22 protein-coding genes are annotated in these 21,815 nt (G+C 68.9%); 17 read left to right on the top strand and 5 right to left on the bottom strand.

The annotated features are described in order from the left end of the window. The first annotated feature begins 43 nt into the window (after nt 1-43). Nucleotides 44-1,027 (top strand): DUF1028 domain-containing protein, encoded by a 984-nt coding sequence (locus CSW64_RS15860; protein ID WP_099623010.1) that lies wholly within the window; start codon nt 44-46, stop codon nt 1,025-1,027. Here the strand turns inward: CSW64_RS15860 and scpC are convergent. Then, nucleotides 999-2,507: a succinyl-CoA:acetate CoA-transferase ScpC gene (gene scpC, locus CSW64_RS15855; RefSeq protein ID WP_099623009.1), complete on the bottom strand. Its 1,509-nt coding sequence runs from the start codon at nt 2,505-2,507 to the stop codon at nt 999-1,001. The genes CSW64_RS15860 and scpC overlap by 29 nt on opposite strands. Before the next feature lie 307 nt (nt 2,508-2,814). On the opposite strand from scpC, the gene CSW64_RS15850 reads away from it, so the two are divergent. From CSW64_RS15850 to CSW64_RS15835, 4 genes are all read left to right on the top strand, one after another. Further along, nucleotides 2,815-3,294 carry a hypothetical protein gene (locus tag CSW64_RS15850; RefSeq protein ID WP_099623008.1) on the top strand — a complete coding sequence of 160 codons (480 nt, stop codon included), beginning with the start codon at nt 2,815-2,817 and terminating at the stop codon, nt 3,292-3,294. Beyond that, complete coding sequence (locus CSW64_RS15845) at nt 3,291-3,479, top strand: helix-turn-helix transcriptional regulator (RefSeq protein ID WP_099623007.1); 189 nt, start codon at nt 3,291-3,293, stop codon at nt 3,477-3,479. Before CSW64_RS15850 ends, CSW64_RS15845 begins: the two co-directional genes overlap by 4 nt. Nucleotides 3,480-3,549: 70 nt before the next feature. Then, entirely contained in the window at nt 3,550-4,569 is a 1,020-nt protein-coding gene (locus tag CSW64_RS15840) for a TraB/GumN family protein (protein ID WP_216361191.1), read from the top strand. Nucleotides 4,570-4,698: 129 nt separating this feature from the next. Beyond that, the gene (locus tag CSW64_RS15835) at nt 4,699-5,493 is read left to right on the top strand and encodes a hypothetical protein (RefSeq protein WP_099623006.1); all 795 of its coding nucleotides are present in this window, start codon (nt 4,699-4,701) and stop codon (nt 5,491-5,493) included. Nucleotides 5,494-5,552: 59 nt separating this feature from the next. On the opposite strand, the gene CSW64_RS15830 is transcribed toward CSW64_RS15835, so the two are convergent. Beyond that, nucleotides 5,553-6,755 carry a pyridoxal phosphate-dependent aminotransferase gene (locus CSW64_RS15830; RefSeq protein WP_099623005.1) on the bottom strand — a complete coding sequence of 401 codons (1,203 nt, stop codon included), beginning with the start codon at nt 6,753-6,755 and terminating at the stop codon, nt 5,553-5,555. Between the two features lie 222 nt (nt 6,756-6,977). Beyond that, nucleotides 6,978-7,520 (bottom strand): NADPH-dependent FMN reductase, encoded by a 543-nt coding sequence (locus tag CSW64_RS15825; RefSeq protein ID WP_099623004.1) that lies wholly within the window; start codon nt 7,518-7,520, stop codon nt 6,978-6,980. Nucleotides 7,521-7,619: 99 nt separating this feature from the next. Between CSW64_RS15825 and CSW64_RS15820 the strand changes: the two genes are divergently transcribed. The 4 genes from CSW64_RS15820 (at nt 7,620) to CSW64_RS15805 (ending at nt 10,949) form a co-directional block, all read left to right on the top strand. Further along, a complete protein-coding gene (locus tag CSW64_RS15820) occupies nt 7,620-8,363 on the top strand; it encodes a TVP38/TMEM64 family protein (protein ID WP_099623003.1) in 744 nt (247 codons plus the stop codon). Between the two features lie 14 nt (nt 8,364-8,377). Then, nucleotides 8,378-8,632: a CopG family ribbon-helix-helix protein gene (locus CSW64_RS15815; RefSeq protein WP_099623002.1), complete on the top strand. Its 255-nt coding sequence runs from the start codon at nt 8,378-8,380 to the stop codon at nt 8,630-8,632. A gap of 2 nt (nt 8,633-8,634) precedes the next feature. Continuing rightward, on the top strand, nt 8,635-8,910 hold the full coding sequence (locus CSW64_RS15810; RefSeq protein ID WP_099623001.1) for a type II toxin-antitoxin system RelE/ParE family toxin: 276 nt from the start codon (nt 8,635-8,637) through the stop codon (nt 8,908-8,910). An 86-nt stretch (nt 8,911-8,996) separates the two neighbouring features. Then, nucleotides 8,997-10,949: an alkyl/aryl-sulfatase gene (locus CSW64_RS15805; protein ID WP_099623000.1), complete on the top strand. Its 1,953-nt coding sequence runs from the start codon at nt 8,997-8,999 to the stop codon at nt 10,947-10,949. Between the two features lie 103 nt (nt 10,950-11,052). Here the strand turns inward: CSW64_RS15805 and CSW64_RS15800 are convergent, their stop codons facing one another. Further along, nucleotides 11,053-11,280, bottom strand: coding sequence for a hypothetical protein (locus CSW64_RS15800; RefSeq protein ID WP_099622999.1), 228 nt, complete (start codon nt 11,278-11,280; stop codon nt 11,053-11,055). Between the two features lie 328 nt (nt 11,281-11,608). Here CSW64_RS15800 and CSW64_RS15795 point away from each other — a divergent pair, with 328 nt between their 5' ends. After that, entirely contained in the window at nt 11,609-13,168 is a 1,560-nt protein-coding gene (locus tag CSW64_RS15795; RefSeq protein ID WP_099622998.1) for a 2-isopropylmalate synthase, read from the top strand. Nucleotides 13,169-13,201: 33 nt separating this feature from the next. Here the strand turns inward: CSW64_RS15795 and CSW64_RS15790 are convergent, their stop codons facing one another. Next, complete coding sequence (locus CSW64_RS15790; RefSeq protein ID WP_099622997.1) at nt 13,202-13,681, bottom strand: hypothetical protein; 480 nt, start codon at nt 13,679-13,681, stop codon at nt 13,202-13,204. A 127-nt stretch (nt 13,682-13,808) separates the two neighbouring features. On the opposite strand from CSW64_RS15790, the gene CSW64_RS15785 reads away from it, so the two are divergent. The 7 genes from CSW64_RS15785 (at nt 13,809) to pip (ending at nt 21,807) form a co-directional block, all read left to right on the top strand. Further along, nucleotides 13,809-14,684 (top strand): DMT family transporter, encoded by an 876-nt coding sequence (locus CSW64_RS15785; RefSeq protein WP_099622996.1) that lies wholly within the window; start codon nt 13,809-13,811, stop codon nt 14,682-14,684. Between the two features lie 177 nt (nt 14,685-14,861). Then, on the top strand, nt 14,862-15,905 hold the full coding sequence (locus CSW64_RS15780; protein ID WP_099622995.1) for a rod shape-determining protein: 1,044 nt from the start codon (nt 14,862-14,864) through the stop codon (nt 15,903-15,905). Nucleotides 15,906-15,957: 52 nt separating this feature from the next. After that, entirely contained in the window at nt 15,958-17,082 is a 1,125-nt protein-coding gene (gene mreC, locus CSW64_RS15775) for a rod shape-determining protein MreC (protein ID WP_099622994.1), read from the top strand. Then, entirely contained in the window at nt 17,079-17,594 is a 516-nt protein-coding gene (locus CSW64_RS15770) for a hypothetical protein (protein WP_099622993.1), read from the top strand. The genes mreC and CSW64_RS15770 overlap by 4 nt, the downstream gene beginning before the upstream one ends. Then, on the top strand, nt 17,591-19,582 hold the full coding sequence (gene mrdA, locus CSW64_RS15765; protein ID WP_099622992.1) for a penicillin-binding protein 2: 1,992 nt from the start codon (nt 17,591-17,593) through the stop codon (nt 19,580-19,582). Before CSW64_RS15770 ends, mrdA begins: the two co-directional genes overlap by 4 nt. After that, complete coding sequence (gene rodA / locus CSW64_RS15760) at nt 19,579-20,733, top strand: rod shape-determining protein RodA (protein ID WP_099622991.1); 1,155 nt, start codon at nt 19,579-19,581, stop codon at nt 20,731-20,733. The genes mrdA and rodA overlap by 4 nt, the downstream gene beginning before the upstream one ends. A gap of 81 nt (nt 20,734-20,814) precedes the next feature. Then, nucleotides 20,815-21,807 (top strand): prolyl aminopeptidase, encoded by a 993-nt coding sequence (gene pip / locus CSW64_RS15755; RefSeq protein WP_099622990.1) that lies wholly within the window; start codon nt 20,815-20,817, stop codon nt 21,805-21,807. The last annotated feature ends 8 nt before the right edge of the window (nt 21,808-21,815 follow it).

Below are 21,815 nucleotides of genomic sequence, written 5' to 3'. Positions count from 1 at the left end.
CGGGCGGGCCCTAGCTTTCCCGGTCAGCTGTGGAGAGCCGCGCATGCTCGGACGAGGCTTCTGGATCGCGGCAGGGGCGGCGCTGGCGGCGGCGCTTTCGCCGGCGACGGCGTCGGCGACCTTTTCCATCGTCGCCTGCGACGCGCGCGGCGTCTGCGGCGCGGCGGCGGCGACCAACAATCTCGCGGTCGGGGCCAGCGTCATCCACGCCCGCGCCCGCGTCGGCGCTCTGGCCAGCCAGTTCGAGACCAATCCCGCCTACGGCCCGCGCGGGCTGGCGCGGCTTGAGGCCGGTCAGGCGCCCAAGGCGGTTCTGGACGAACTGCTGCGCACCGACGGCGATTTCGACGGCCAGGACCTTTCGTACCGTCAGGTCGGTCTGGTCGGCGCAAAGGGGGCAGGCGTCGCCTACACCGGCGTGGAGGCGCAGGCCTCGTCCTGGGCCGGCGCGCTGAGCGGCGAGACCTTCAGCGTCCAGGGCAACGGGCTGGCCGGACCCCGGGTGCTGGAGGCGATGAGGCAGGCCTACGATCAGTCGGGCGGACCGCTGGCCGAGCGGTTGATGGTCGCGCTTGAGGCCGGCGAGGCGGCGGGCGGTCAGACCATCGGCGGCCTGTCCGCGGCGATCCTGGTGCGGACGCCGGAGGGCGGCTGGCAGGATATCGATCTGCGCGTCGACGCCGCCGACCGACCGGTCGCCGAGCTGAGGCGGCTGCTGAACCTTCGCTTCGCCAATGACGCGGTGATCCGGGCCGAGCGCCTCTCGCGCCAGGGCAAGTCGGAGCAGGCGCGGGCGGCGTTGGTCGAGGCGCTGCGGCTGGGTCCGGGCTGGGATCGCATCCAGCGCCGGGCGGCGCGGCTGTACCTGGGACTGGGCGACCACGAGGCGGCGGTAGCGGCGCTGGCCCGGTTCGCGGCGATCAATCCGGCCTGGGCGCGGATCGAGGTCGGAGACCCGCTCTACACGCCGCTGGCCGATGATCCGGCCGTGAAGCGGATCAGGGCTGCATCGATCCCGTCTCGATGAACCGCTGGTGCCAGGACAGGGCCTCGGTCAGCAAATGCGGGGTCTGCAGGCCGTAGGAGCCCATCAGCGCGCGCTTGTGGTAATCGAGCAGGGCGTCGCGGTAGTCCGGGTGGGCGCAGTTGGGGATGATGACCTCGGCCCGCTGCTTGGGCGACAGGCCGCGCAGGTCGGCCAGGCCCTGTTCCGTCACGATGACCTGCACGTCCTGGGTGATGTGATCGACGTGGCTGGCCATGGGCACGATCGCCGAGATCTTGCCGCCCTTGGCCGTCGACGGCGTCATGAACACCGAGATGAAGGCGTTGCGCGCGAAGTCGCCGGAGCCGCCGATGCCGTTCTGGATGCGCGAACCCATGATGTGGGTCGAGTTCACCGCGCCGTAGATGTCGGCCTCGATCAGGCCGTTCATGGCGATGCAGCCCAGGCGGCGGATAAGCTCCGGATGGTTCGAGATCTCCTGCGGCCGCAGGATGATCTTGTCGCGGAACGCATCCATGCGGGCGTTGAGGTCGGCGGCGGCCTCGGGGCTCAGCGAGAAGGCGGTGGCCGAGGCGACGGTCAGCTTGCCGCTGTCGAGCAACGCCAGCATGCCGTCCTGCAGAACCTCGGTGTAGGCGGTCATGTTCTCGAAGGGGCTGTCCAGCAGCCCGGCCATGACCGCGTTGGCCACGTTGCCGACGCCGGACTGCAGCGGCAGGAGGGAGGCGGGCAGGCGGCCGCGCTTCACTTCGTGCTGCAGGAACTCGATCAGGTGGCCGGCGATGCGCTCGGCCCCGTCGTCGGGGGCGGCGAAGGGAGCGTTGCGATCCGGGGCGTCGGTCTCGACCACCGCGACAACCTTGGCCGGGTCGACGCGGAAGCCGGTCTCCCCGATGCGGTCGGTGGGGCGGACCAGGGGGATCGGCACGCGGTCCGGGGGCAGGGCGGTGCCGTAGTAGATGTCGTGCATCCCTTCCAGCGCCGGGTTCTGCCAGCGATTGATCTCCAGGATGATGCGCTCGGCCCGGTCCAGCCAGGTCTTGTTGTTGCCGACCGAGGAGGAGGGGATCAGCGTGCCGTCCTCGCGGACGCCGCTGACCTCGACGACAGCCGCGTCGAGCGGCCCTAGGAAGCCCTGCCAGGCGACCGGCGCCACCTGGCTGAGGTGCATGTCCAGATACTCCATCTGGCCCTTGTTGATCTTGTCGCGGGCGATGGGGTCGGAGTTGTAGGGCAGGCGGAACTCGATGCCGTCCGCCTTGGCGAGGGCGCCGTCGAGTTCCGGGCCGGTCGAGGCGCCGGTCCAGACCCGCAGCCGGAACGGATTGCCCTTGGCGTGCTCGGCCTCGATCCGGGCGGCCAGCGCCGGCGGCACGGTCTTGGGATAGCCGGACCCGGTGAAGCCGCTCATCCCGACCGTCGATCCCGGCGGGATCAGGGCGGCGGCCTCGGCGGCGGACATGATCTTCGAGCGGAAGGCGGCGTTACGGATGCGGGTCATGGGGACGGTCTATGGCTCCGGGCGGGGCCGCGCCAGTTGGGGAAACCCCTGAACGCGCGCTTGTGAAAGCGGGATCCGGGAGGGCGACCGCGGAATCGCGGCCTTGCCGTCCGCGCGCCAGACGAACTTTTTTCGAGATGGAGACAGACGGGCGTCCCTGCCTTGAGGGCCGATCGGTCGAATTTCCCTTTCCTGACAATGAGTCCCGACGTTTCGGAAGGCTCGCTTTCCATAATGACAATGATGCTTGACATAATGTCGGGTCGATATGTAAAACAAACTTGTCAGACGGACATGGAGACTTGTCATGAACATCGAAGCCAACATCACCGCCGCCGCCGCCCGTAAGAACCCCGTCCGCGCCGTCGCCATCGCCGGAGCCAGCCTCGTCGCCGGCCTGGGCGTCGGCTTCGGGTTCGTCGCCGTGACCAAGGCAATCGACGTCGACCCCGCGATCAGCGCCGCCGTCGTCGCGACGGGCGTCGCCGGTTTCGCGGCGGTCTCGAGCCTGCGCTGGTGGCGTAAGCTGACCGAGGCCCAGCGCCAGATGCATAAGCGCGCCTGGTGGTGGGGCGGCTCGATCGGCCTGACCGTCGGCTGCGCCCTGCTGCTGGCCATCCTGATGGGCGTCCGCCACTTCGACATGATCCCCGCGGCCCTGCTCGGCCCGACCCCGATCGACGGCGTCATCCGCGCCATGTTCGCCATCGTCCTCTGCCAGGTCGTCGGCTACAGCATCGCCTGCGCCGTCGCCCAGCTGAGCGACCGGACCCGGAGCGTCGCATGAGGAACAGCCTCCGTGTCCTGCGCGCCGAGCGCGCCCTTAGCCAGGCGGACTTCGCCGCATTGATCGGCGTCACCCGCCAGACCGCCAATGCCTTGGAGAAGGGGCGGTTCGATCCTTCCCTCCAATTGGCTCTCAGGATCGCCCGACTGTTCGAGCGCCCTGTCGAAACGATCTTCCAGGCCTAGGCCCGGCCCCGACCCAGACCCACACAACCCGACCTCAAACGACTTTGGTCAAACCAGAGAGAGACCCGTCATGTCCTTTTCCTTCGCCGCCGATCTGAAGCGTTCCACGCTTCGCAACACCGCCTCCAACCTCGTCCGGCTCACCGTCGGCGCCGTCGTCGGGGCCGGTTTCTTCGGCGCCGTCGCCTTCGCCGGATCCGCCCAGGCCGCCGAGCCCCAGGTCCCGGTCGCCCTCGTCCCCACCGCCGAAGCCGCCGCGAACGTGAGGGCGGCGCCGGCCGGGTCCGGCCCCAGGCTCTGGGTCATCAAGGACAAGGACTCGACCCTCTATCTGTTCGGCTCGGTTCACGTGCTGAAGCCCGACACCGCCTGGGGCACGGCCAAGGTCGACAAGGCCTTCGCCAGCGCCGACGAGGTCTGGTTCGAGGTGCCGAACCTGGACGACACGAAGGCCATGGCGGCCGCCTTCCAGACCAAGGGCCTGTCGCCCGACCGGCCGTTGTCCAAGAGCATCCCGGCCGCTGATCTGGCCGCCGTCGACGCGGCGATGAAGGAAATCGGCGCCAGCGCCGCCGCGGTCGAACCGATGCGGCCGTGGATGGTGGGCTTGAGTATCGGCATGATCAGCCTGGCCAGGTCCGGCTATCAGCCGACATCGGGCGTCGATCCGATCTTCCTGGCCCGGGCCCGCGCGGCCGGCAAGCCGATCAAGGGGTTGGAGACGATCGACGTTCAGGTCGACATGCTGGCCGGCATGTCCGACGAGGCGCAGCTCAAGTTCCTGCAGTATTCGCTGACCACCGTGAAGGACAGCCGAGCCTACATGGACAACATGGTCCAGGCCTGGGCGACCGGCGACGTCCCCGGTCTGGAGCGCTTGCTCGTCACGCCGATCAAGTCGATCTCGCTCGAGGTCAACGACGCCTTCCTGACCCGTCGCAACACCAGCTGGGCCGATCAGATCCAGACCCTGCTGGCCGGCAAGGGCACGGCCTTCATCGTGGTCGGTGCCGCCCACCTGGCGGGCGAGGACAGCGTTCAGACCATCCTCGCGAAGCGCGGCGTGAAGACGGAACTGGTGAAGGACTGAACCCCAATAGGTCCCTAGCCGGGGAGCCGTCGGAACCGAGAGGGTCCGGCGGCTTTTCCGTCTGGAGGCGAGGATCGGCGCGGCGGGCGGCCAGGACCGCCGTCGCTCAACCATCGGTCGGAGAATGCCATGATGCGTGTCAGAACCTTGCTCGGCCTAGGGGCCGGCGTCGCGGCGGCGGCTGTACTCGCGGGCTGCGGAGATCGCGGTAAGAGCGAGCCGAAAGCGCCCGCCGAGACCACCGCCCCGACGACGCCGACCGCGGTCGCCGAGGTGGTCTGGCCGCCGTCCCTGGCGCCGTTCGGCGACGGCTACCCGAACTCCGGAAATCCCTGCAAGCGCGTCGGCGAGACGGCCGCGACCTCCAACTTCCTGGACGACAGCGCCGATCTGGTCGGTTGTCCGGGCTCGGCGACCGGCGTAGCGGCGAAGGGCCTGGTCGAGGGACGCGGCGGCCATGTCGTGGCCGAGGTCGACGGCTTCACCCTGGTCTCGGTTCCGCGGGGCGGTCCGGCCGCGGCCGGAACGCCGCCGCCCGCCACGCCTAGTCAGGCGGCGCCCGTCGCCGCGGCCGCGGCGACGCCGGCTTCCGGCGGACGCATCCGCTTCCGCCCTGGCGCCACGTCCGGCGCGGTGTCGGGGACGGTCGTCGGGGACGACTCGGTGACCTATGTGGTCGGCGCCCAGACAGGCCAGACCCTGAACGTCATCAAGACCGGCAGCAGCAACGCCTATTTCAATGTCTTCGCGCCGGGCGACAAACCCGGACGGGACGAGGCGCTGTTCATCGGCTCGACCAGCGGCGACGACTTCGAGGCCCGCCTCGACGAAAGCGGCGACTACACGATCCAGGTCTATCAGATGCGGGCGTCGGCTCGTCGCGGCGTGAAGGCGCCCTTCACCCTGACGGTCGAGATCGACTGAGGCTCGGAAACCTGGACCTGAAACAAGAAGGGCGACCCCTGGGCCGCCCTTTTCGTCTCTTACTTCACGTTGCCGCAGAACCGCTGGATGCGGGCGCAGGCCTCTTCCAGCACGTCCTCGCTGGTGGCGTAGCTGATGCGGAAGAACGGCGACAGCCCGAAGGCGGCGCCGTGGACCACCGCCACGCCTTCCGACTCGAGCAGCTCGCCGGCGAAGTCCTCGTCGGTCTCGATGACCTTGCCCGAGGGCGCGGTCTTGCCGATCAGGCCGGCGACCGACGGATAGACGTAGAAGGCGCCTTCCGGCGTCGGGCAGTGGATGCCCTGGGCCTGGTTCAGCATCGACACGACCAGGTCGCGGCGCTTCTGGAACAGCTTCTGGTTCGGCTTGATGAAGTCCTGCGGGCCGTTCAGCGCCTCGACCGCCGCCCACTGCGAGATGGACGACGGGTTGGAGGTGGTCTGGCTGATCATCTTGCCCATGGCCTTGATCAGCGCCTCCGGGCCGCCGGCGTAGCCGATCCGCCAACCGGTCATGGCGTACGACTTCGACACCCCGTTCATGGTCAGGGTGCGGTCGTAGAGCTTGGGCTCGACCTGGGCGATGGTCACGAACTCGAAGTCGTCGAAGACCAGATGCTCGTACATGTCGTCGGTCAGAACCCAGACCTGCGGGTGGCGCAGCAGAACGTCGGCGATGGCGCGCAGGTCGGCGCGGGTATAGGCGCCGCCCGACGGGTTCGAAGGGCTGTTCAGGATCAGCCACTTGGTGTTCGGCGTGATGGCGGCCTCAAGCGCGGCCGGATCCAGCTTGAAGCCGGTGTCGGCCGAGGTCTCGATGGCGATCGGCGTGCCGCCGGCCAGCAGCACCATGTCCGGGTAGGACACCCAGTAGGGGGCCGGGACGATGACCTCGTCGCCGGGGTTCAGCGTCGCGACCAGGGCGTTGTAAATCACCGGCTTGCCGCCCGGGGCGACATGGATCTGGCTGGGCTTGTAGACGAGGCCGTTCTCGCGCTCGAACTTGGCGCAGATGGCGGCCTTCAGCTCCGGCATGCCGTCCGGGTCGGTGTATTTGGTCTTGCCGTCCTGGATCGCCTTGATCGCGGCGGCCTTGATATTGTCGGGGGTGTCGAAGTCCGGCTCTCCGGCGGAGAGGGCGATCACGTCGCGACCTTCGGCTTTCAGCGCGCGCGCCTTGGCGCTGATGGCGATGGTGGCGGACGGTGCGATGCGCCGCAGCGCGGCGGACTCTAGCGACATGGTTCTTGCAAGCTCCCCTGGACCGGATTGTCAGGATTGGGGGCGTCTTACGCGCGCGGCGGGGCAGGCGCAACGCGGTGCGATACTGAAAGGCCTGGGAAGGCGCTCAAAGGTCCTCCCCTCTGGGGGAGGTGGCTCGCCGCAGGCGAGGCGGAGGGGGTTTCCGATTTGGCAGGACCCCCTCAGTCGGCTTCGCCGACAGCTCCCCCAGAGGGGAGCATCCTAGCCCTGCCGCGCCTTCAGCTCGTCCACATAGGCGGCCAGGTGGCGGCCGAGGAAGGCGACGGTCTTCTCGTCGGCGAGCTGGCCGTCGATGATCTTGGTGTGGGCCTGGAAGACCAGGACCTCGCCCAGCGGGCCGACCTCCGCGCCCGCGCGGCGAAGGTTCAGGCGCAGGGCGTCCTGGGCCCGGACGGTGCCGGTCGCGCCCGGGCTGGCCCCCACGATGCAGCACAGCTTGCCGAGCAGCGGAGCCGGCGCGCCCCGCGAAGCCCAGTCGACCGCATTCTTCAGCACTCCGGTGACGCCGCCGTTGTATTCGGGGCAGGCGAACAGCACCCCGTCGGCGGCGCGGACGGCGTCCTTCCAGGCCTGGACCGGCGCGGGGTCGCCCTCCGCCTCGACGTCGGCGTTGAACAGCGGCAGGTCGTGCAGGCCGAAGATCTCCAGCGCCGCGCCCTGGGGTAGAAGCTCCTCCGCCGCGCGCAGCAGGGCGGTGTTGAACGACGCCTTGCGCAGGCTTCCCGATACGCCGAGCAGCTTCATGTCCGCATCCTCCGAGTCGACGAGAGTTTGTAACCGGGCGGTGATCGGTTGGCACGGCCGCTTGACCCCATCGCGGGGATGGGCGAGGCCTGCGTCTGAATGAAGCGCATCATCTCCTTCCTGACCAACATGGACGCCAAGGCGTGGCGGACCATCGCGATCTCGTTCCTGCTGTTCGGCGGGGTCGGGGTGGTGTTCCTATTCGCCGCGCCGCTGCTGGGCATCAACGGCGAGGCGGCGGTCGAGACCTGGCTGGGCGCGGCGCACGGGATCTGGGCGCTGCCGGTCGCGGTCAGCGCCTTCGCCGTCCTGGCCTTCGTCGGCGTGCCGCAGTTCGTGCTGATCGCGGCGGCGGTGGTCGCCTTCGGTCCATGGACGGGCCTGCTCTACAGCTGGATCGGGACGATGGTGTCGTCGTCGATCGGCTTCTGGCTGGGTCGCTGGTTCGGCGGCCGGCTGATCCGCGATGTCGCCAGCGAGGGCGTCGCGCGCTTCATGAAACTGATCGGCCGCAACGGCTTCATGGCCAGCCTGATCGTGCGCCTGGTCCCGGCCGCGCCGTTCATCGTGGTCAACATGGCCGCCGGCGTCGCGCCGATGCGGTTTCGCGACTTCCTGGGCGGCACCGGCATCGGCATCGTGCCCAAGATCGCCCTGACCGCCTTCGCCGGTAATTCGCTGTTCCAGCTGTTCCATACGATTGGAGAGGGGGGCGGAGACAGCACCAAGCATGTGGTGCTGATCATCCTGGCGGCCGTGATCTGGGTCGGCGGCGCCTGGGTCGCCCGCGAATGGCTCCGCCGCAAGGAGGACGCGGCGGCGTTGGAGGACGAGGGGAAGTGAGCTAGCCTCGCGCCATGACCGTCCACGTCACCATCGAGCTGACGGAAGACCAGAAGACCCGGCTGGAACAGCTGGCGGCGCAGGAAGATGTCGATCTATCCGTCTACATTCGGCAACTCGCCGAGCAACGCCTGCGGGAAGATGATCAGTGGCGCATGCTCATCGAGGAGGGGCTCGCGGTCGCCGAGACCGGCCCCAGTTTTGACCATCAAGAAGTCGTGCGGCGCTCGAGGATGAGACGCGCTGAACTCCTGAAGGGTCGTGGCTGAGCGTGAAGGTCGAATGGTCGGAGCTCGCCGAGACCGACCTTGATCTGCATGTCAGGTTCATGGCCGCCGCCGACATTTCGACAGCGCTCCGTATCGAAGATCGTATTCTTGAAGCGGTGGGGCATCTCCGCGACATGCCTCGAATGGGTCGCGCTAGCGTGGTCGTCGGCCTTCGGGAGCTGGTGATCGGAGGCACGCCCTTCATCGCTGTCTATCGAATTGAGACGGCTCGAGTGTTGATCGTGCGCCTTCTTCATGGTGCGCAGCTGTGGCCGTAGTCGGCCGTAAATTGTCCCCCAGGTGACAATCTTCCCGGCCTCATCCGCTAACGCTTGCGCGAACGTTACGTCCTGGGGAGGACACTATGCGCAGGCTCGCCGCCATCCTGACCGCTTCGTCGCTGCTCGCGGGGGGCGTCCAGGCCGCCGAAGCGCCGTCGGCCGCCACCCTCAAGGCCCAGGCCGAGCTGAAGAAGACCCTGCCGTTCGCCGATCGCCAGGACTTCGACTTCGCCGCGCGCGGTTTCGTCGGGACGCGGTCCGATCCTGTGATCCGCCGGGCCGACGGCGGCGTGGCCTGGGATCTGTCGGCCTACGACTTCGCCAAGGGCGAGGCGCCGGCGACGGTGAATCCCAGCCTCTGGCGGCAGGCGCAGCTGCTGGCCAAGAGCGGCCTGTTCCAGGTGTCCGACACGGTCTGGCAGGTGCGTGGTTTCGACGTCGCCAACATCACCTTCGTGAAGGGCGAGACCGGCTGGATCGTCATCGATCCCCTGACCACGGCCGAGACGGCCAGGGCGGCGCTCGACCTCGTCACCGAGAAGCTCGGCGCACGGCCGGTGGTGGCGGTGGTCTACACCCACAGCCACGCCGACCACTTCGGCGGCGTGAAGGGCGTGGCCAGCCAGGCCGACGTCGACGCCGGCAAGGTCCAGGTCATCGCGCCCGAGGGCTTCCTGGAAGAGGCTGTCAGCGAGAACGTCATCGCCGGTCCCGCCATGAGCCGACGGGCGCAGTACCAGTTCGGCTACAACCTGACGCCCGGGCCCGAGGGGCAGATGAGCGTCGGCATCGGCCTGGCCGTCGCCAAGGGGTCGACCACCTTGATCGCCCCGACCCGCTCGATCGCCAAGACCGGCGAGACCCTGACCGTCGATGGGGTGAAGATCGCCTTCCAGGTCACCCCCGGCACGGAAGCGCCGGCGGAGATGAACCTCTACTTCCCCGACTGGAAGATCCTGTGCATGGCCGAGAACGCCAACGCCACCATGCACAACGTCCTGACGCCGCGCGGGGCGCTGGTCCGCGACGCCAAGGCCTGGGCCGGCTACCTGAGCGAGTCGCTGCATCTGTACGGCGAGCAGACCGAAGTGATGTTCACCAGCCACGGTTGGCCGAGGTTCGGCGGCGAGGTCGTCCGGAGCTACCTGGCCGACCACCGTGACGCCTACAAATACCTGCACGACCAGACCGTGCGGTTGATGAACGCCGGCTACACCGGGGCGGAGATCGCCAACCGCATCCAGCTGCCGGAAGCCCTGGCCCGCGACTGGTTCAACCGCGGCTACTACGGAACGATGAGCTTCAACAGCCGTGCGGTCTATCAGCGCTACATGGGTTGGTACGACGCCAACCCCGTGAACCTGGCCGTCCTGGAGCCGGCCGATGAGGCGGCGCGCTCGGTCGAGGCCATGGGCGGGGCGGCCAAGGTCAAGGTCCTGGCCAAGACGGCGCATGAGAAGGGCGACTACCGCTGGGCGGCGACGCTGCTGAACAAGGCGGTGCTGGCTGATCCGCGGGACGCCGAGGCGAAGGAGGCGCTGGCCCGCGCCTATGACCAGATGGGCTGGCAGGCCGAGAGTTCGCTGTGGCGCAACATGTACCTGACCGGCGCCGGCGAGCTGCGCAACGGCGTCCCCGCGCCGGCCCAGGGCGGGGTCGGCTCGCCCGACGTGATCGCCAACCTGCCCAGCGAAATGATCTTCGACCTGCTGGCCGTGCGGCTGAACGCCGACAAGGCCGGCGACGCGTCGCTGAAGGTGATCTTCGCCTTCCCGGAGCGGAAGGAGCGGTGGCGGGTGACGGTGCGCAACGGCGTGCTGCTGGCCGAGCCGGCCGGGGAGGGGGAGAAGGCCGACGCGACCCTGACTCTGGCGAGGCCGCTGCTGCTGCAATCGCTGTTCACCGGCGCGCCGCTGGCGTCGAAGGTGATGAGCGGCGAGGCGAAGATCGACGGCGATCCGCTGGTCTTCCAGCGGCTGACGGGCTGGTTCGACCGTCCGTCCGGGCCTTTCCCGATCGTAACCCGACCGGACTAGGAACCGGACTTCAGCGGGATCTTGGGATTTCAAAGCTCTGGCTGCGCCCTTTCCAGCCGGGACGACCGGTGCTGAGGGCAGGCTCTAGGCAGTGAAGCTAGGATCAGCTCTCGGTCGGGTCGTCGGCCAGGTCGTTATCGACGCCCAGGCGCATGCACGCCGCGGCGTACATCTGCTTGGAGGCGTCGATGGCGCTTTGGAGCTCTGCGATGCGGGCTGCGACCTTGGCCCGTTCCTCTGCGATCTGATCCTTGAGATCGGCGATTTCCTGGCGGGTCACCGCCAACGTGGTTTCGTAGAACTTCCGTTGCTGGTCGGTCAGCGTCGGCATGTTGTCCCTCGTTCCGGGTGGTCGTGCGCCGAGAACGCCGGCTGGAAACCTGATCGTGAGGGACGATCATATGCGCTTGGCGCGAAGTCCATGAAATATTTTACCGCCGAGCGGCTTTGTGGAGAGCGTTCGCGCAACGCCCTTGCGTGATTTCGCCGGAATCTGTATCAGGATGCCATGCAAAGCGCGCCGAACAGCCTGCGCCTTCTTCTAGACCTGGGGCTTAGCCGCCCCTGGGCGACCGCTTAGCCGCGCGCGTTCGCGGCCGGGCGCTCAGGGGCTTTTCGAAACCGCCTGAACCCCGACACCGCGACGAAAGCCTAGTTCAATGACCTCCGTATCCGACGCTGGCCGCGTCATCGTATTCGACACCACCATGCGTGACGGCGAACAGTCGCCGGGCGCGTCCATGAGCCATGACGAGAAGCTGGAGCTGGCCAAGATCCTCGAGGAGATGGGGGTCGACGTCATCGAGGCCGGCTTCCCGATCGCCTCGAACGGCGACTTCGAGGCCGTCCGCGCCATCTCGCAGATCGTCACCGAGAGCACCGTCTGCGGCCTGGCCCGCGCCGCCGCCGCCGACATCGACCGCTGCGCCGAGGCCATCCGCCCGGCCAAGCGGGGCCGCATCCACACCTTCATCTCGACCAGCCCGGTCCATATGAAGTGGAAGCTGCAGATGGAGCCCGAGGCGGTGCTGGAGGCGATCACCGCCTCGGTCAGCCGCGCCCGCAACCACACCGACGACGTCGAATGGTCGGCCGAGGACGCCACCCGCACCGAGCGCGAGTTCCTGTACCGCGCCGTCGAGGCGGCGATCCGCGCGGGGGCCAGGACAATCAACCTGCCCGACACCGTCGGCTACAGCTATCCGGAAGAGTACGCCAACCTGTTCCGCGACGTGATCGCCAAGGTCCCGGGCGCCGACGAGGTGATCTTCTCGGCCCATTGCCACAACGACCTGGGCCTGGCCGTGGCCAATTCCATCGCCGCCGTCCAGGGCGGGGCGCGCCAGGTCGAGGTCGCGGTCAACGGCATCGGCGAGCGGGCCGGCAACGCGGCCCTGGAAGAGATCGTCATGGCCCTGAAGGTCCGCGGCGAGGATCTGGGCTTCGGCACCGGCGTGGAGCCGATCCACATCACCCGCGCCAGCCGCTACGTCTCGGCCATCACCGGCTTCCCGGTGCAGTTCAACAAGGCGATCGTCGGCAAGAACGCCTTCGCCCACGAGAGCGGCATCCACCAGGACGGGATGCTGAAGAACGCCGAGACCTACGAGATCATGAAGCCCGAGGACGTCGGGCAGGGCGCCACCAACCTGGTGATGGGCAAGCACTCGGGCCGCCACGCCTTCCGCGAGAAGCTGAAGGCCCTGGGCTACGAGCTGGGCCAGAACGCGCTGAACGAGGCCTTTGTCCGCTTCAAGGACCTGGCCGACAAGAAGAAGCACGTCTTCGACGACGACATCATCGCCCTGGTCGACGACGCCCTGGCGCGCGGCTCTGAGCGGATCCGGGTGGTCCACCTGAAGGTCATCGCCGGGACGGAAGGCCAATCGGCCGAGCTGACGCTGGACGTCGACGGTGAAGAGAAGCGTGCGGAGGCCAGCGGCGACGGTCCGGTCGACGCGGTGTTCAACGCCATCCACGCCATCGTGCCGCACAGCGCCGCCCTGCGCCTGTTCCAGGTGCATGCGGTGACCGAGGGCACGGACGCACAGGCCCAGGTCTCGGTCCGGCTCGAGGAAGACGGCCGCATCGCCACCGGCGCGGCGGCGGACACGGACACCCTGACCGCTTCGGCCAAGGCCTACGTCAACGCGCTGAACAACCTGTTCTCGCGCAAAGAAAAGAGCCGCCCGGACACAGCGATCGCGAGCGGCTTCTAGTTACTGGCGGGCTCTTGTCGTTATGGGCGGGGCTTAGGCCGCGCGCTTCCAGACCGCATCGGGCAGGCGGCGCGCGGCGATCTCGGCGGCCAGGTGGGCGTTGGGGCCGACTCCGAAGCCGGCTTCGGCCAGCAGGCCGCAAAGGCGCAGCCGCTCGTCCGGGTCGCTCATGCGGCCGGCGTCGACGACGGCGAGGCCGTCCGGCCGCAGCATCGCGCGCGTGTCGCGGGCGATCTCGGCGGCGCGCTGGGCCCGGTCGCAGCCACAGACCAGCAGCAGGTCGCACAGCTCGTCGGCGGCGGGGCAGGTGGCGCGGCGCGCCGCCTCGACCCGGGGATAGCCGCGACGCCACAGGCCGCTCATGGCCTCGGCCGCGTCGGGTCCGCCCACGGCGATGATCGCGGAGGGCGGCGCCGCGCCGAGGGTCAGCATGCGGTCGAGCTGGACGTCATAGGCCCGGACCGCCGCGCCGGTGAGGACGCGGGCGGCGATCACAGCCAGGGGAAGGGACATCGGGATGCACCTGAAAAAAAGCGGCGTCGATGACGCCGCGGAACGGGTCGAAATCTGGCGCCGGACCGCATAAAGGCTCCATGCGGATTTCGAGGCCGCGCCATCAAAATGCAGGCGAGCGAGCGGTTTGATCTGGATCCCCATCACCGTCCTGGCGGCCGCCTTCCAGGTGGCGCGCAACGCCGCCCAGCGCAGCCTGCTGACCGGCGCCGGCCCTTGGGGCGCGACCCTGGTCCGCTTCCTGTTCGGCCTGCCGTTCAGCCTGGCCTTCGTGGCGATCGCCCTGATGGTCACGCCGGTCTCGCCGCATCCGTCCTGGGCCTTCCTCGGCTGGTCGGCGCTGGGCGGGGGCATGCAGATCGGCGCCACGGCGGCGTTGCTGGTCTCGATGCACCGGTCCAGCTTCGCCCTGGGCGCGGCCTTCCAGCAAAGCGGCCTGCCGTTCGCGGCGATTCTCGGCTTCCTGCTGTTCGGCGATCATCTGAGCGGCCCGGCCTGGGGCGGATTGGCCCTGGCCACCGGCGGTCTGATCGCCCTGTCCTGGCCGCGCGGGGAGGGGAAGCATGACTGGACCGCCGCCGGGTTGGGCACGCTGTCGGGCTTCTGCTTCGCCGTCTCGGCCAACGCCTTCCGTCAGGCGTCGCTGGCGCTCGATTCCGCGAATCCGATTCCCGCGGCGCTCATCACCGTGGCCGTGGTGCAGGCGCTGCAGTCCATCGCCCTGACGACCTGGCTGATTTTCCGCGACCGAGCGTCGCTGGGGGCGGCCCTGCGATCGTGGCGGGTTTCGCTGGGCGCGGGCTTCTTCGGCGCCGCCGCCTCGGCGGGCTGGTTCGTGGCGCTGGCCCTTGCGCCGGCAGGGCCCGTGCGCGCCGTGGGGGTGGTCGAGATGCCGATCGCGGCCCTCGCGGGGCGGCGTCTGTTCGCCGAACGATTGGGCCTGCGGCAGTGGATCGCGGGCGCCGTGACGGCGGTCGGAGTGATCCTGACGGCGCTTGGTTGAGACGCCGCCTTAATAGACCTTGAATTCAACACGTTCGCGGTGCAAACGGCTTGCTGTCAGCTTGCCTTGCCACCTCGGCGATGCTGCGCCTGGGGGGCGCGCTCGCGGCGTGGGTGCTGGGTTGGCGCTCCTTGCCTCGCCAGTTCTCCACCACGCTCCAGATTCTCAGGGCCCTGAATGTTCGGTTCTCTCTTCGGCGCCATCTCCAACGACATCGCCATCGATCTCGGTACGGCCAACACCCTCGTCTACATGAAGGGCAAGGGCATCGTCCTGAACGAGCCGTCGGTGGTCGCGCTGCGTAATGTCGGCGGCCGCAAGGTCGTCCATGCCGTGGGTATAGAAGCCAAGCAGATGCTCGGCCGCACGCCCGGGCATATGGAAGCCATCCGTCCCATGCGCGACGGCGTCATCGCCGACTTCGAAGTCGCCGAGGAGATGATCAAGCACTTCATCCGCAAGGTTCACAACCGCAAGGGCTTCGTGAACCCCAAGGTGATCGTGTGCGTGCCGTCGGGCGCCACCGCGGTCGAGCGCCGCGCCATCAACGACAGCTGCCTGAACGCCTCGGCCCGCCGCGTGGGCCTGATCGACGAGCCGATGGCCGCCGCGATCGGCGCCGGCCTGCCGATCCACGAGCCGACCGGCTCGATGGTCGTCGACATCGGCGGCGGCACCACCGAGGTGGCCGTGCTGTCGCTGTCGGGCATCGTCTACAGCCGCTCGGTCCGCGTCGGTGGCGACAAGATGGACGAGGCGATCATCAGCTACATGCGTCGCCACCATAACCTGCTGATCGGCGAAACCACCGCCGAGCGCATCAAGAAGGAAATCGGCACCGCCCGCGCGCCGGCGGACGGCGAAGGCCTGTCGATCGACGTCAAGGGCCGCGACCTGATGCAGGGCGTGCCGCGGGAAGTCCGCATCTCCGAGAAGCAGGCGTCCGACGCCCTGCACGAGCCGGTCGGCCAGATCGTCGAGGCGGTGAAGGTCGCGCTGGAAGCCACACCGCCGGAGCTGGCTTCGGACATCGCCGACAAGGGCATCATGCTGACCGGCGGCGGCGCGCTGCTGCGCGGCCTGGACGCCGAGATTCGCGACCACACCGGCCTGCCGGTGACCGTGGCCGACGATCCGCTGTCCTGCGTCGCCCTGGGCTGCGGCAAGGTTCTTGAACACCCGAAGTGGATGAAGGGCGTCCTCGAGAGCACGCTCGCGTAACATCGTCCACCAAGTGAGTCGGGCGCGCGGGGCGCCCTGACGGAGGTTTCGGGTGCCGTTTCGGCAGGATCCGTTCGGCGAACTGAAGGTGCCGCTGACCTGGACGGCGGCGGTCGCGCTCGTCGTGGCCGTCGTCATCGGGGTGGCGATGCTGCTCAGCGATCGTCGCGAGACCTTTCAGAGCGAGGCGTATGGCGTCGCGCGGCAGGCGGTCGACACCGTCGCGGAGCCGGTCAGCGGCGTCGTCGCCAAGCCTGGCGAGTGGACCGGCGACATCGTCGGCTTTGTGCGCGGCTACTTCTTCGCCGCCAGCGAGAACCGTCGCCTGAAGCAGCAGGTGATCGCCCTCCAGACCCAGGCCGACGAGGCCGTGCGGCTGCAGGACGAGAACGAGCGCCTGCGCGCCGTGCTCGGCGTTCGCACCGATCCGCCGATCCCGATGATCACCGCGCGGGTGGTCACCGACTCCCGCGGCCCGTTCGCCAACTACCGCCTGGCCAACGCCGGGACCAAGGACGGCGTCATGATCGGCTTCCCGGTCCTGGCCGAGCGCGGCCTGGTCGGCCGGGTCGTCGGCGTGTCCGGCGGGGCCAGCAAGGTGCTGCTGCTGACCGACGCGGCCAGCAAGACCCCGGTGATGGTCGACCGAACCAACGCCCGCGCCATCCTGACCGGCGACGGCGGGCCCAATCCCAAGCTCGAATACCTGCGCAGCCGCGAGCCGCTGAAGGAGGGCGACCGCGTCCTGACCAGCGGCGACGGCGGCGTCATTCCCCGCGGCCTGCCGGTCGGTCGGGCGGTCAAGGGGCTGGACGGCCGCTGGCGCGTGGTGCTGGACGCCGACTCCTCGGTCATCGACTGGGTGCGGATCCTGCAGTTCCGCGACTACGCCCAGCTCGTCGACCGCAAGGCGCTGGAGCAGACCCAGCTGCCGCCGGTGATCACCGAGAATCCCGACGACCGCATCGTGCGCGCCCCAGCCGCGGCGGGGGCTCAGGCGACGGCCGCGCCGACCGCGGCCACGCCGCCGCGAACGGCCGCCCCGGCCGCGCAACGTCCCGCGACGACGACCGCCCCCGCGCCCAAGGCGGCCGCGCCCCGGCCCGCCGCCCAGACGCCGCGTCCAGCGTCGACGCAGCCCGCCCCGACCCCCGCCCCCACGGGGGGCGGCATATGAGTTTCTCCGCCGCGCGGCCTCTGGACCCGTGGCGCTGGATCGGCGTGCCGGCGCTGCTGTGCATCGGTTGCACGATCCTGTTCGCCGCCCCGATCCGGGTCTACGGCCTACAGTTGCCCGAGCCGGTGTTCCCGCTGGTGGCGGCCTTCGGCTGGGCGGTGATCCGGCCGTCGATCATCGCGCCCTTCGCCCTGCTGGCGCTGGGCGCCTTTCTCGACCTGTTCTGGGGCAACGCGCTGGGGCTCTGGGTGATCGCGCTGCTGCTCAGCTATGCGGTGACCCTGTTCATGCGCAACATGATGACCGGGCAGAGCCGGCCGATGATGTGGGTCTGGTATGCGGGCGTCTGCGCCGTGGCCATGGCCGCCGGCTACCTGATCACCATGCTCGACGTGAAGTCTGCGCCCAGCCTGATCGGCGTGTTCTGGCAGTACCTGGCCACCATCCTGCTCTATCCCTTCGCCCATCGCCTGATCGACCGCTTCGACGACGCGGACGTGAGGTTCCGATGAGCGAACCGACGATCTTCTTCTCGGAGGTCAACGAGCGGCAGGGCGTGTTCACCCGGCGCACCTTCCTGCTCGGCGGCATCACCGGCCTGGGCCTGATGGCGCTGGGCGGGCGGCTGGTCCACCTGCAGGTCGTCGAGGCCCAGCGCTATCAGAAGCTGGCCCAATCCAACCAGTTCAACTTCCGCATCGTGCCGCCGCCGCGCGGCCTGATCCTCGATCGGAATGGCGTCACCCTGGCCTCCAACCGTCCCAACTTCCGCCTGCTGGTTTCGCGGGAGAAGGATATGGACATCCCCAAGACGGTCGCCGACCTGTCCGTTCTGGTGCCGCTGGACGACAAGCGCCGTGAGCGCCTGATCAAGGACATCGAGCGCGCGCCGCGCCAGTCGCCGGTCCAGGTGACGGAGGACATGAGCTGGGAGGAGTTCTCCCGCATCAACGTTCGCGCGCCGGAGCTGCCGGGCGTCACGGCCGACATGGGCGAGGTGCGGGTCTATCCGTTCGGCGGGGCCTTCGCCCACGTCATCGGCTATGTGGCCAAGGTCAATGACCGTGACATCAAGGCGATCAAGGACAAGGGGCTGACGGTCGACCCGCTGCTCTACAATCCGGGTTTCCGCATCGGCCGCCAGGGTGTGGAGAAGGCCTACGACCTGGAGCTGCGCGGCAAGTCGGGCGCCCGCAAGCAGGAGGTCGACGCCCGCGGCCGCGTCGTCCGCGACGACCCCGAAGGCGACATCCCGGCTCAGCCCGGCAAGGAGATCAAGCTCACCCTCGACGCCGACATCCAGCAACGCGCGCTGGAGGTTATGGGCGAGGAGAGCGGCGCCATCGTGTTGATGGACTGCCGTTCGGGCGACCTGCTGTGCATGGCCTCGGCGCCGAGCTTCGACGCCAACCGCTTCGTGAAGGGGCTGTCGGGGCCGGAGTACAAGGCCCTGAGCGAGTACGAGCGCAAGCCGCTGCTCGACAAGGTGATGAGCGGCACCTATCCGCCGGGCTCGACCTTCAAGCCGATGGTGGCCCTGGCCGCCCTGAACGCCGGCATCGATCCCAACGCCCGGGTGTCCTGCGGCGGCAGCTGGTACTTCGGCGGCCGCACCTGGCGGTGCTGGGGACGGCACGGCTCCCAGAACATGCACGACGCCATCAAGAACTCGTGCGACATCTACTTCTACCAGACGGCGTTGAAGATCGGACCCGATCCGATCGCCGCCGCGGCGCACGCCTTCGGCCTGGGCCAGCTCTTCGACCTCGGCATCCCCGGCCAGAAGAAGGGCGTCGTGGGCTCGCGGGAGTGGAAGAAGAAGGCGATGAAGCGGGAGCCGGTCTGGCAGCCCGGCGACAGCGTCAACTACGGCATCGGCCAGGGCTACATCACCGTCAACCCGCTCCAGCTGGCGGTGATGACCGCGCGGCTGGCCAACGGCCAGAAGGCGTTGAACCCGCGCCTGATCAAGTCCATCGGCGGGGTCGACCAACCGCACGGCGACGACGTGCCGAATCTGCCGTATCCGCCGGAGACGATGAACTACGTCCGCGGCGGCATGATCGCCGTGGCCAACGAGGCGGGCGGCACCGCTTTCCGCCAGAGCCAGCTTGGCCTGGGCGACATCCGCATGGCCGGCAAGACCGGCACCGCCCAGGTGCGGGTGTTCCGCGCCGGGGAGTCGCGCAAGGGCGCCGGCTTCGCCTGGAAGCTGCGCGACCACAACTGGTACATCGCCTTCGCGCCGATCGACGCCCCCCGCTATGCGGTGGCGGTGCTGATCGAGCACGGCGGGCAGGGCGGGGCCACCGCCGCCGCTCCGCGCGCGCGCGAGGTGATGCGCATGGCGCTGCTCAAGGATCCCGAGATCCGCGCGCGCGTGGAGAAGCCGCTGCCGCTGCCGGAGGTCGAACACGAGGCCGTCGAGGCGGGCGTCGCCCCCGAACTGCCGACCGAAACGCCGCCCCCGCCCCCGAGCCCGACCGGAGGCCCGCAATGACCGCCAGCGCCCTGACCCGTCCCGGCGAACGCGACCGGCTGATCGTCAAGTTCACCGAGATCGACTGGACCTTCTGCCTGGCGCTGTGCGCCATCGCCGGCGCCGGGGCTCTGATCATGTTCTCGGCCGCGGAGCTCAGCTGGACGCCCTGGGCGGCGCCGCACCTGATCCGGTTCGCCATCTTCTTCGTGATGATGATCGTGCTGGCCATGTGCCCGCCGCAGTGGTGGTTCCATGCCGCCTATCCCGTCTATGTCGTGGCCCTGGTGCTGCTCATAGGGGTCGAGGTGGCCGGCGACGTCTCCAAGGGCGCGCAGCGATGGTTGGAGATCGGCCCGCTCCGGTTCCAGCCCTCCGAGATCATGAAGGTCGGGGTCGTGCTGGCCCTGGCCCGCTTCTATCACGGCATGTCCGCCGACAGCGCGAGGATGAGCTGGTGGCTGCTGGTCCCGGCCGCGCTGATCGCCTTCCCGACGCTCCTGGTCGCCCACCAGCCCGACCTCGGCACATCGCTGCTGATCCTGTTCACCGGCGTGGCGATCATGATGCTCGCGGGCCTGGCCTGGCAGTTCATCGCCGCCGGCGTCGCCGCCGTCGCGGTGATCGCGCCGACGATGTATTTCTTCGTGCTGCACGACTATCAGCGGAAACGGGTGGACGTGCTGTTCAACCCCGAGGCCGACCCGTCGGGCTCGGGCTACCACATCCTGCAGTCGAAGATCGCGCTCGGCGCCGGCGGCCTGCTCGGCAAGGGCTTCGGCCTGGGCAGCCAGAGTCAGTTGAACTTCCTCCCGGAGAAGCATACCGACTTCATCTTCGCGGCCCTGGCCGAGGAGTTCGGCTTCCTGGGCTGTTTCTCGATCCTGTTCCTGTATGGAGCGGTGATCTTCATGGCGCTGCGCATCGCCGTCATCAGCCACAGCCACTTCGGCCGCCTGGCCGCGGCGGGCGTGACCGCCACCTTCGCCCTCTACGTCCTGATCAACGGGGCGATGGTCATGGGGCTGGCGCCGGTCGTGGGCGTGCCGATGCCACTGCTCAGCTACGGCGGCACCGTCATGCTGACGGTGATGATCGGCTTCGGCCTGGTCCAGTCCGTGCGCGTTCACCGCTATTCGGAAGTGACCAGCGGGCGCGGCGCGCTGCTCTAGGGCAGGGTCATTCCTCCCGCGGCGCCGTCTCGCAAGGTTTTGCAGTTGGCCGGACTTCCCGAGCGGCGTTAGAACTTGCGAATGGATCGCTCAGCCCAGTCGCCCGCCGTCGGTCAGCCCAACAGCCGCCGAGGCCTGTATCCCGAGATCGAGCCGAACGACTTCGGCTGGCTGGCCGTCGGCGGTCCGCACGAGATCTACTGGGAGACCTGCGGCAATCCCAAGGGTAAGGCCGCGGTGGTGCTGCACGGCGGGCCCGGCGGCGCGATCAATCCGACCATGCGGCGGTTCTTCAACCCCGACAAATGGCGGGTGGCGCTGTTCGACCAGCGCGGCTGCGGCCGCAGCCGGCCCAACGCCAGCCTGGAAGACAACACCACCTGGTCGCTGATCCAGGACATCGAGCGGCTGCGCGAACATCTGGGCGTCGAGAAATGGACCGTGTTCGGCGGCAGCTGGGGCTCCACCCTGGCGCTCGCCTACGCCATCACCCACCCGGATCGGGTCGAGGGCCTGGTGCTGCGCGGCATCTTCCTGCTGACGCAGCGCGAGCTGAAGTGGTTCTACCAGGACGGCGCCAGCCATCTGTTCCCGGACGCCTGGGAGCGGTTCAAGGCGCCGATCCCCGAGGCCGAGCGCGGCGACATGATCAGCGCCTATCATCGGCGGCTGACTCATACCGATCGCCGGGTCCAGGCCGAGGCGGCGGCCGCCTGGAGCCAGTGGGAAGGCGACACCATCTCGATCCGCGGCCCCGAGGCCCGGCCGCCGAAGTTCAACGAGGTCGATTTCGCGATCGCCTTCGCCCGCATCGAATGCCACTTCTTCGCCAACCGCGGCTTCCTCGAGGAGGACGGCTGGCTGCTGAAGAACGTGGACAGGATCCGCGACATCCCCGGCTGGATCGTCCAGGGTCGTTTCGACGTGGTGACCCCGCTGGAAAGCGCCTGGGCCCTGCACAAGGCCTGGCCCGAGGCGAAGTTCGACATCGTCTGGGACGCCGGCCACGCCAGCACCGAACCGGGGATCATCGACGGTCTGATCCGGGCGACCGACGCGGCGGCGCGGCCCTAGAGCGTCAA

The sequence above is a fragment of the Caulobacter mirabilis genome (genome assembly GCF_002749615.1).
GTDB classification, from domain to species: domain Bacteria; phylum Pseudomonadota; class Alphaproteobacteria; order Caulobacterales; family Caulobacteraceae; genus Caulobacter; species Caulobacter mirabilis.
This window is presented reverse-complemented; position numbering and strand designations above follow the sequence as displayed.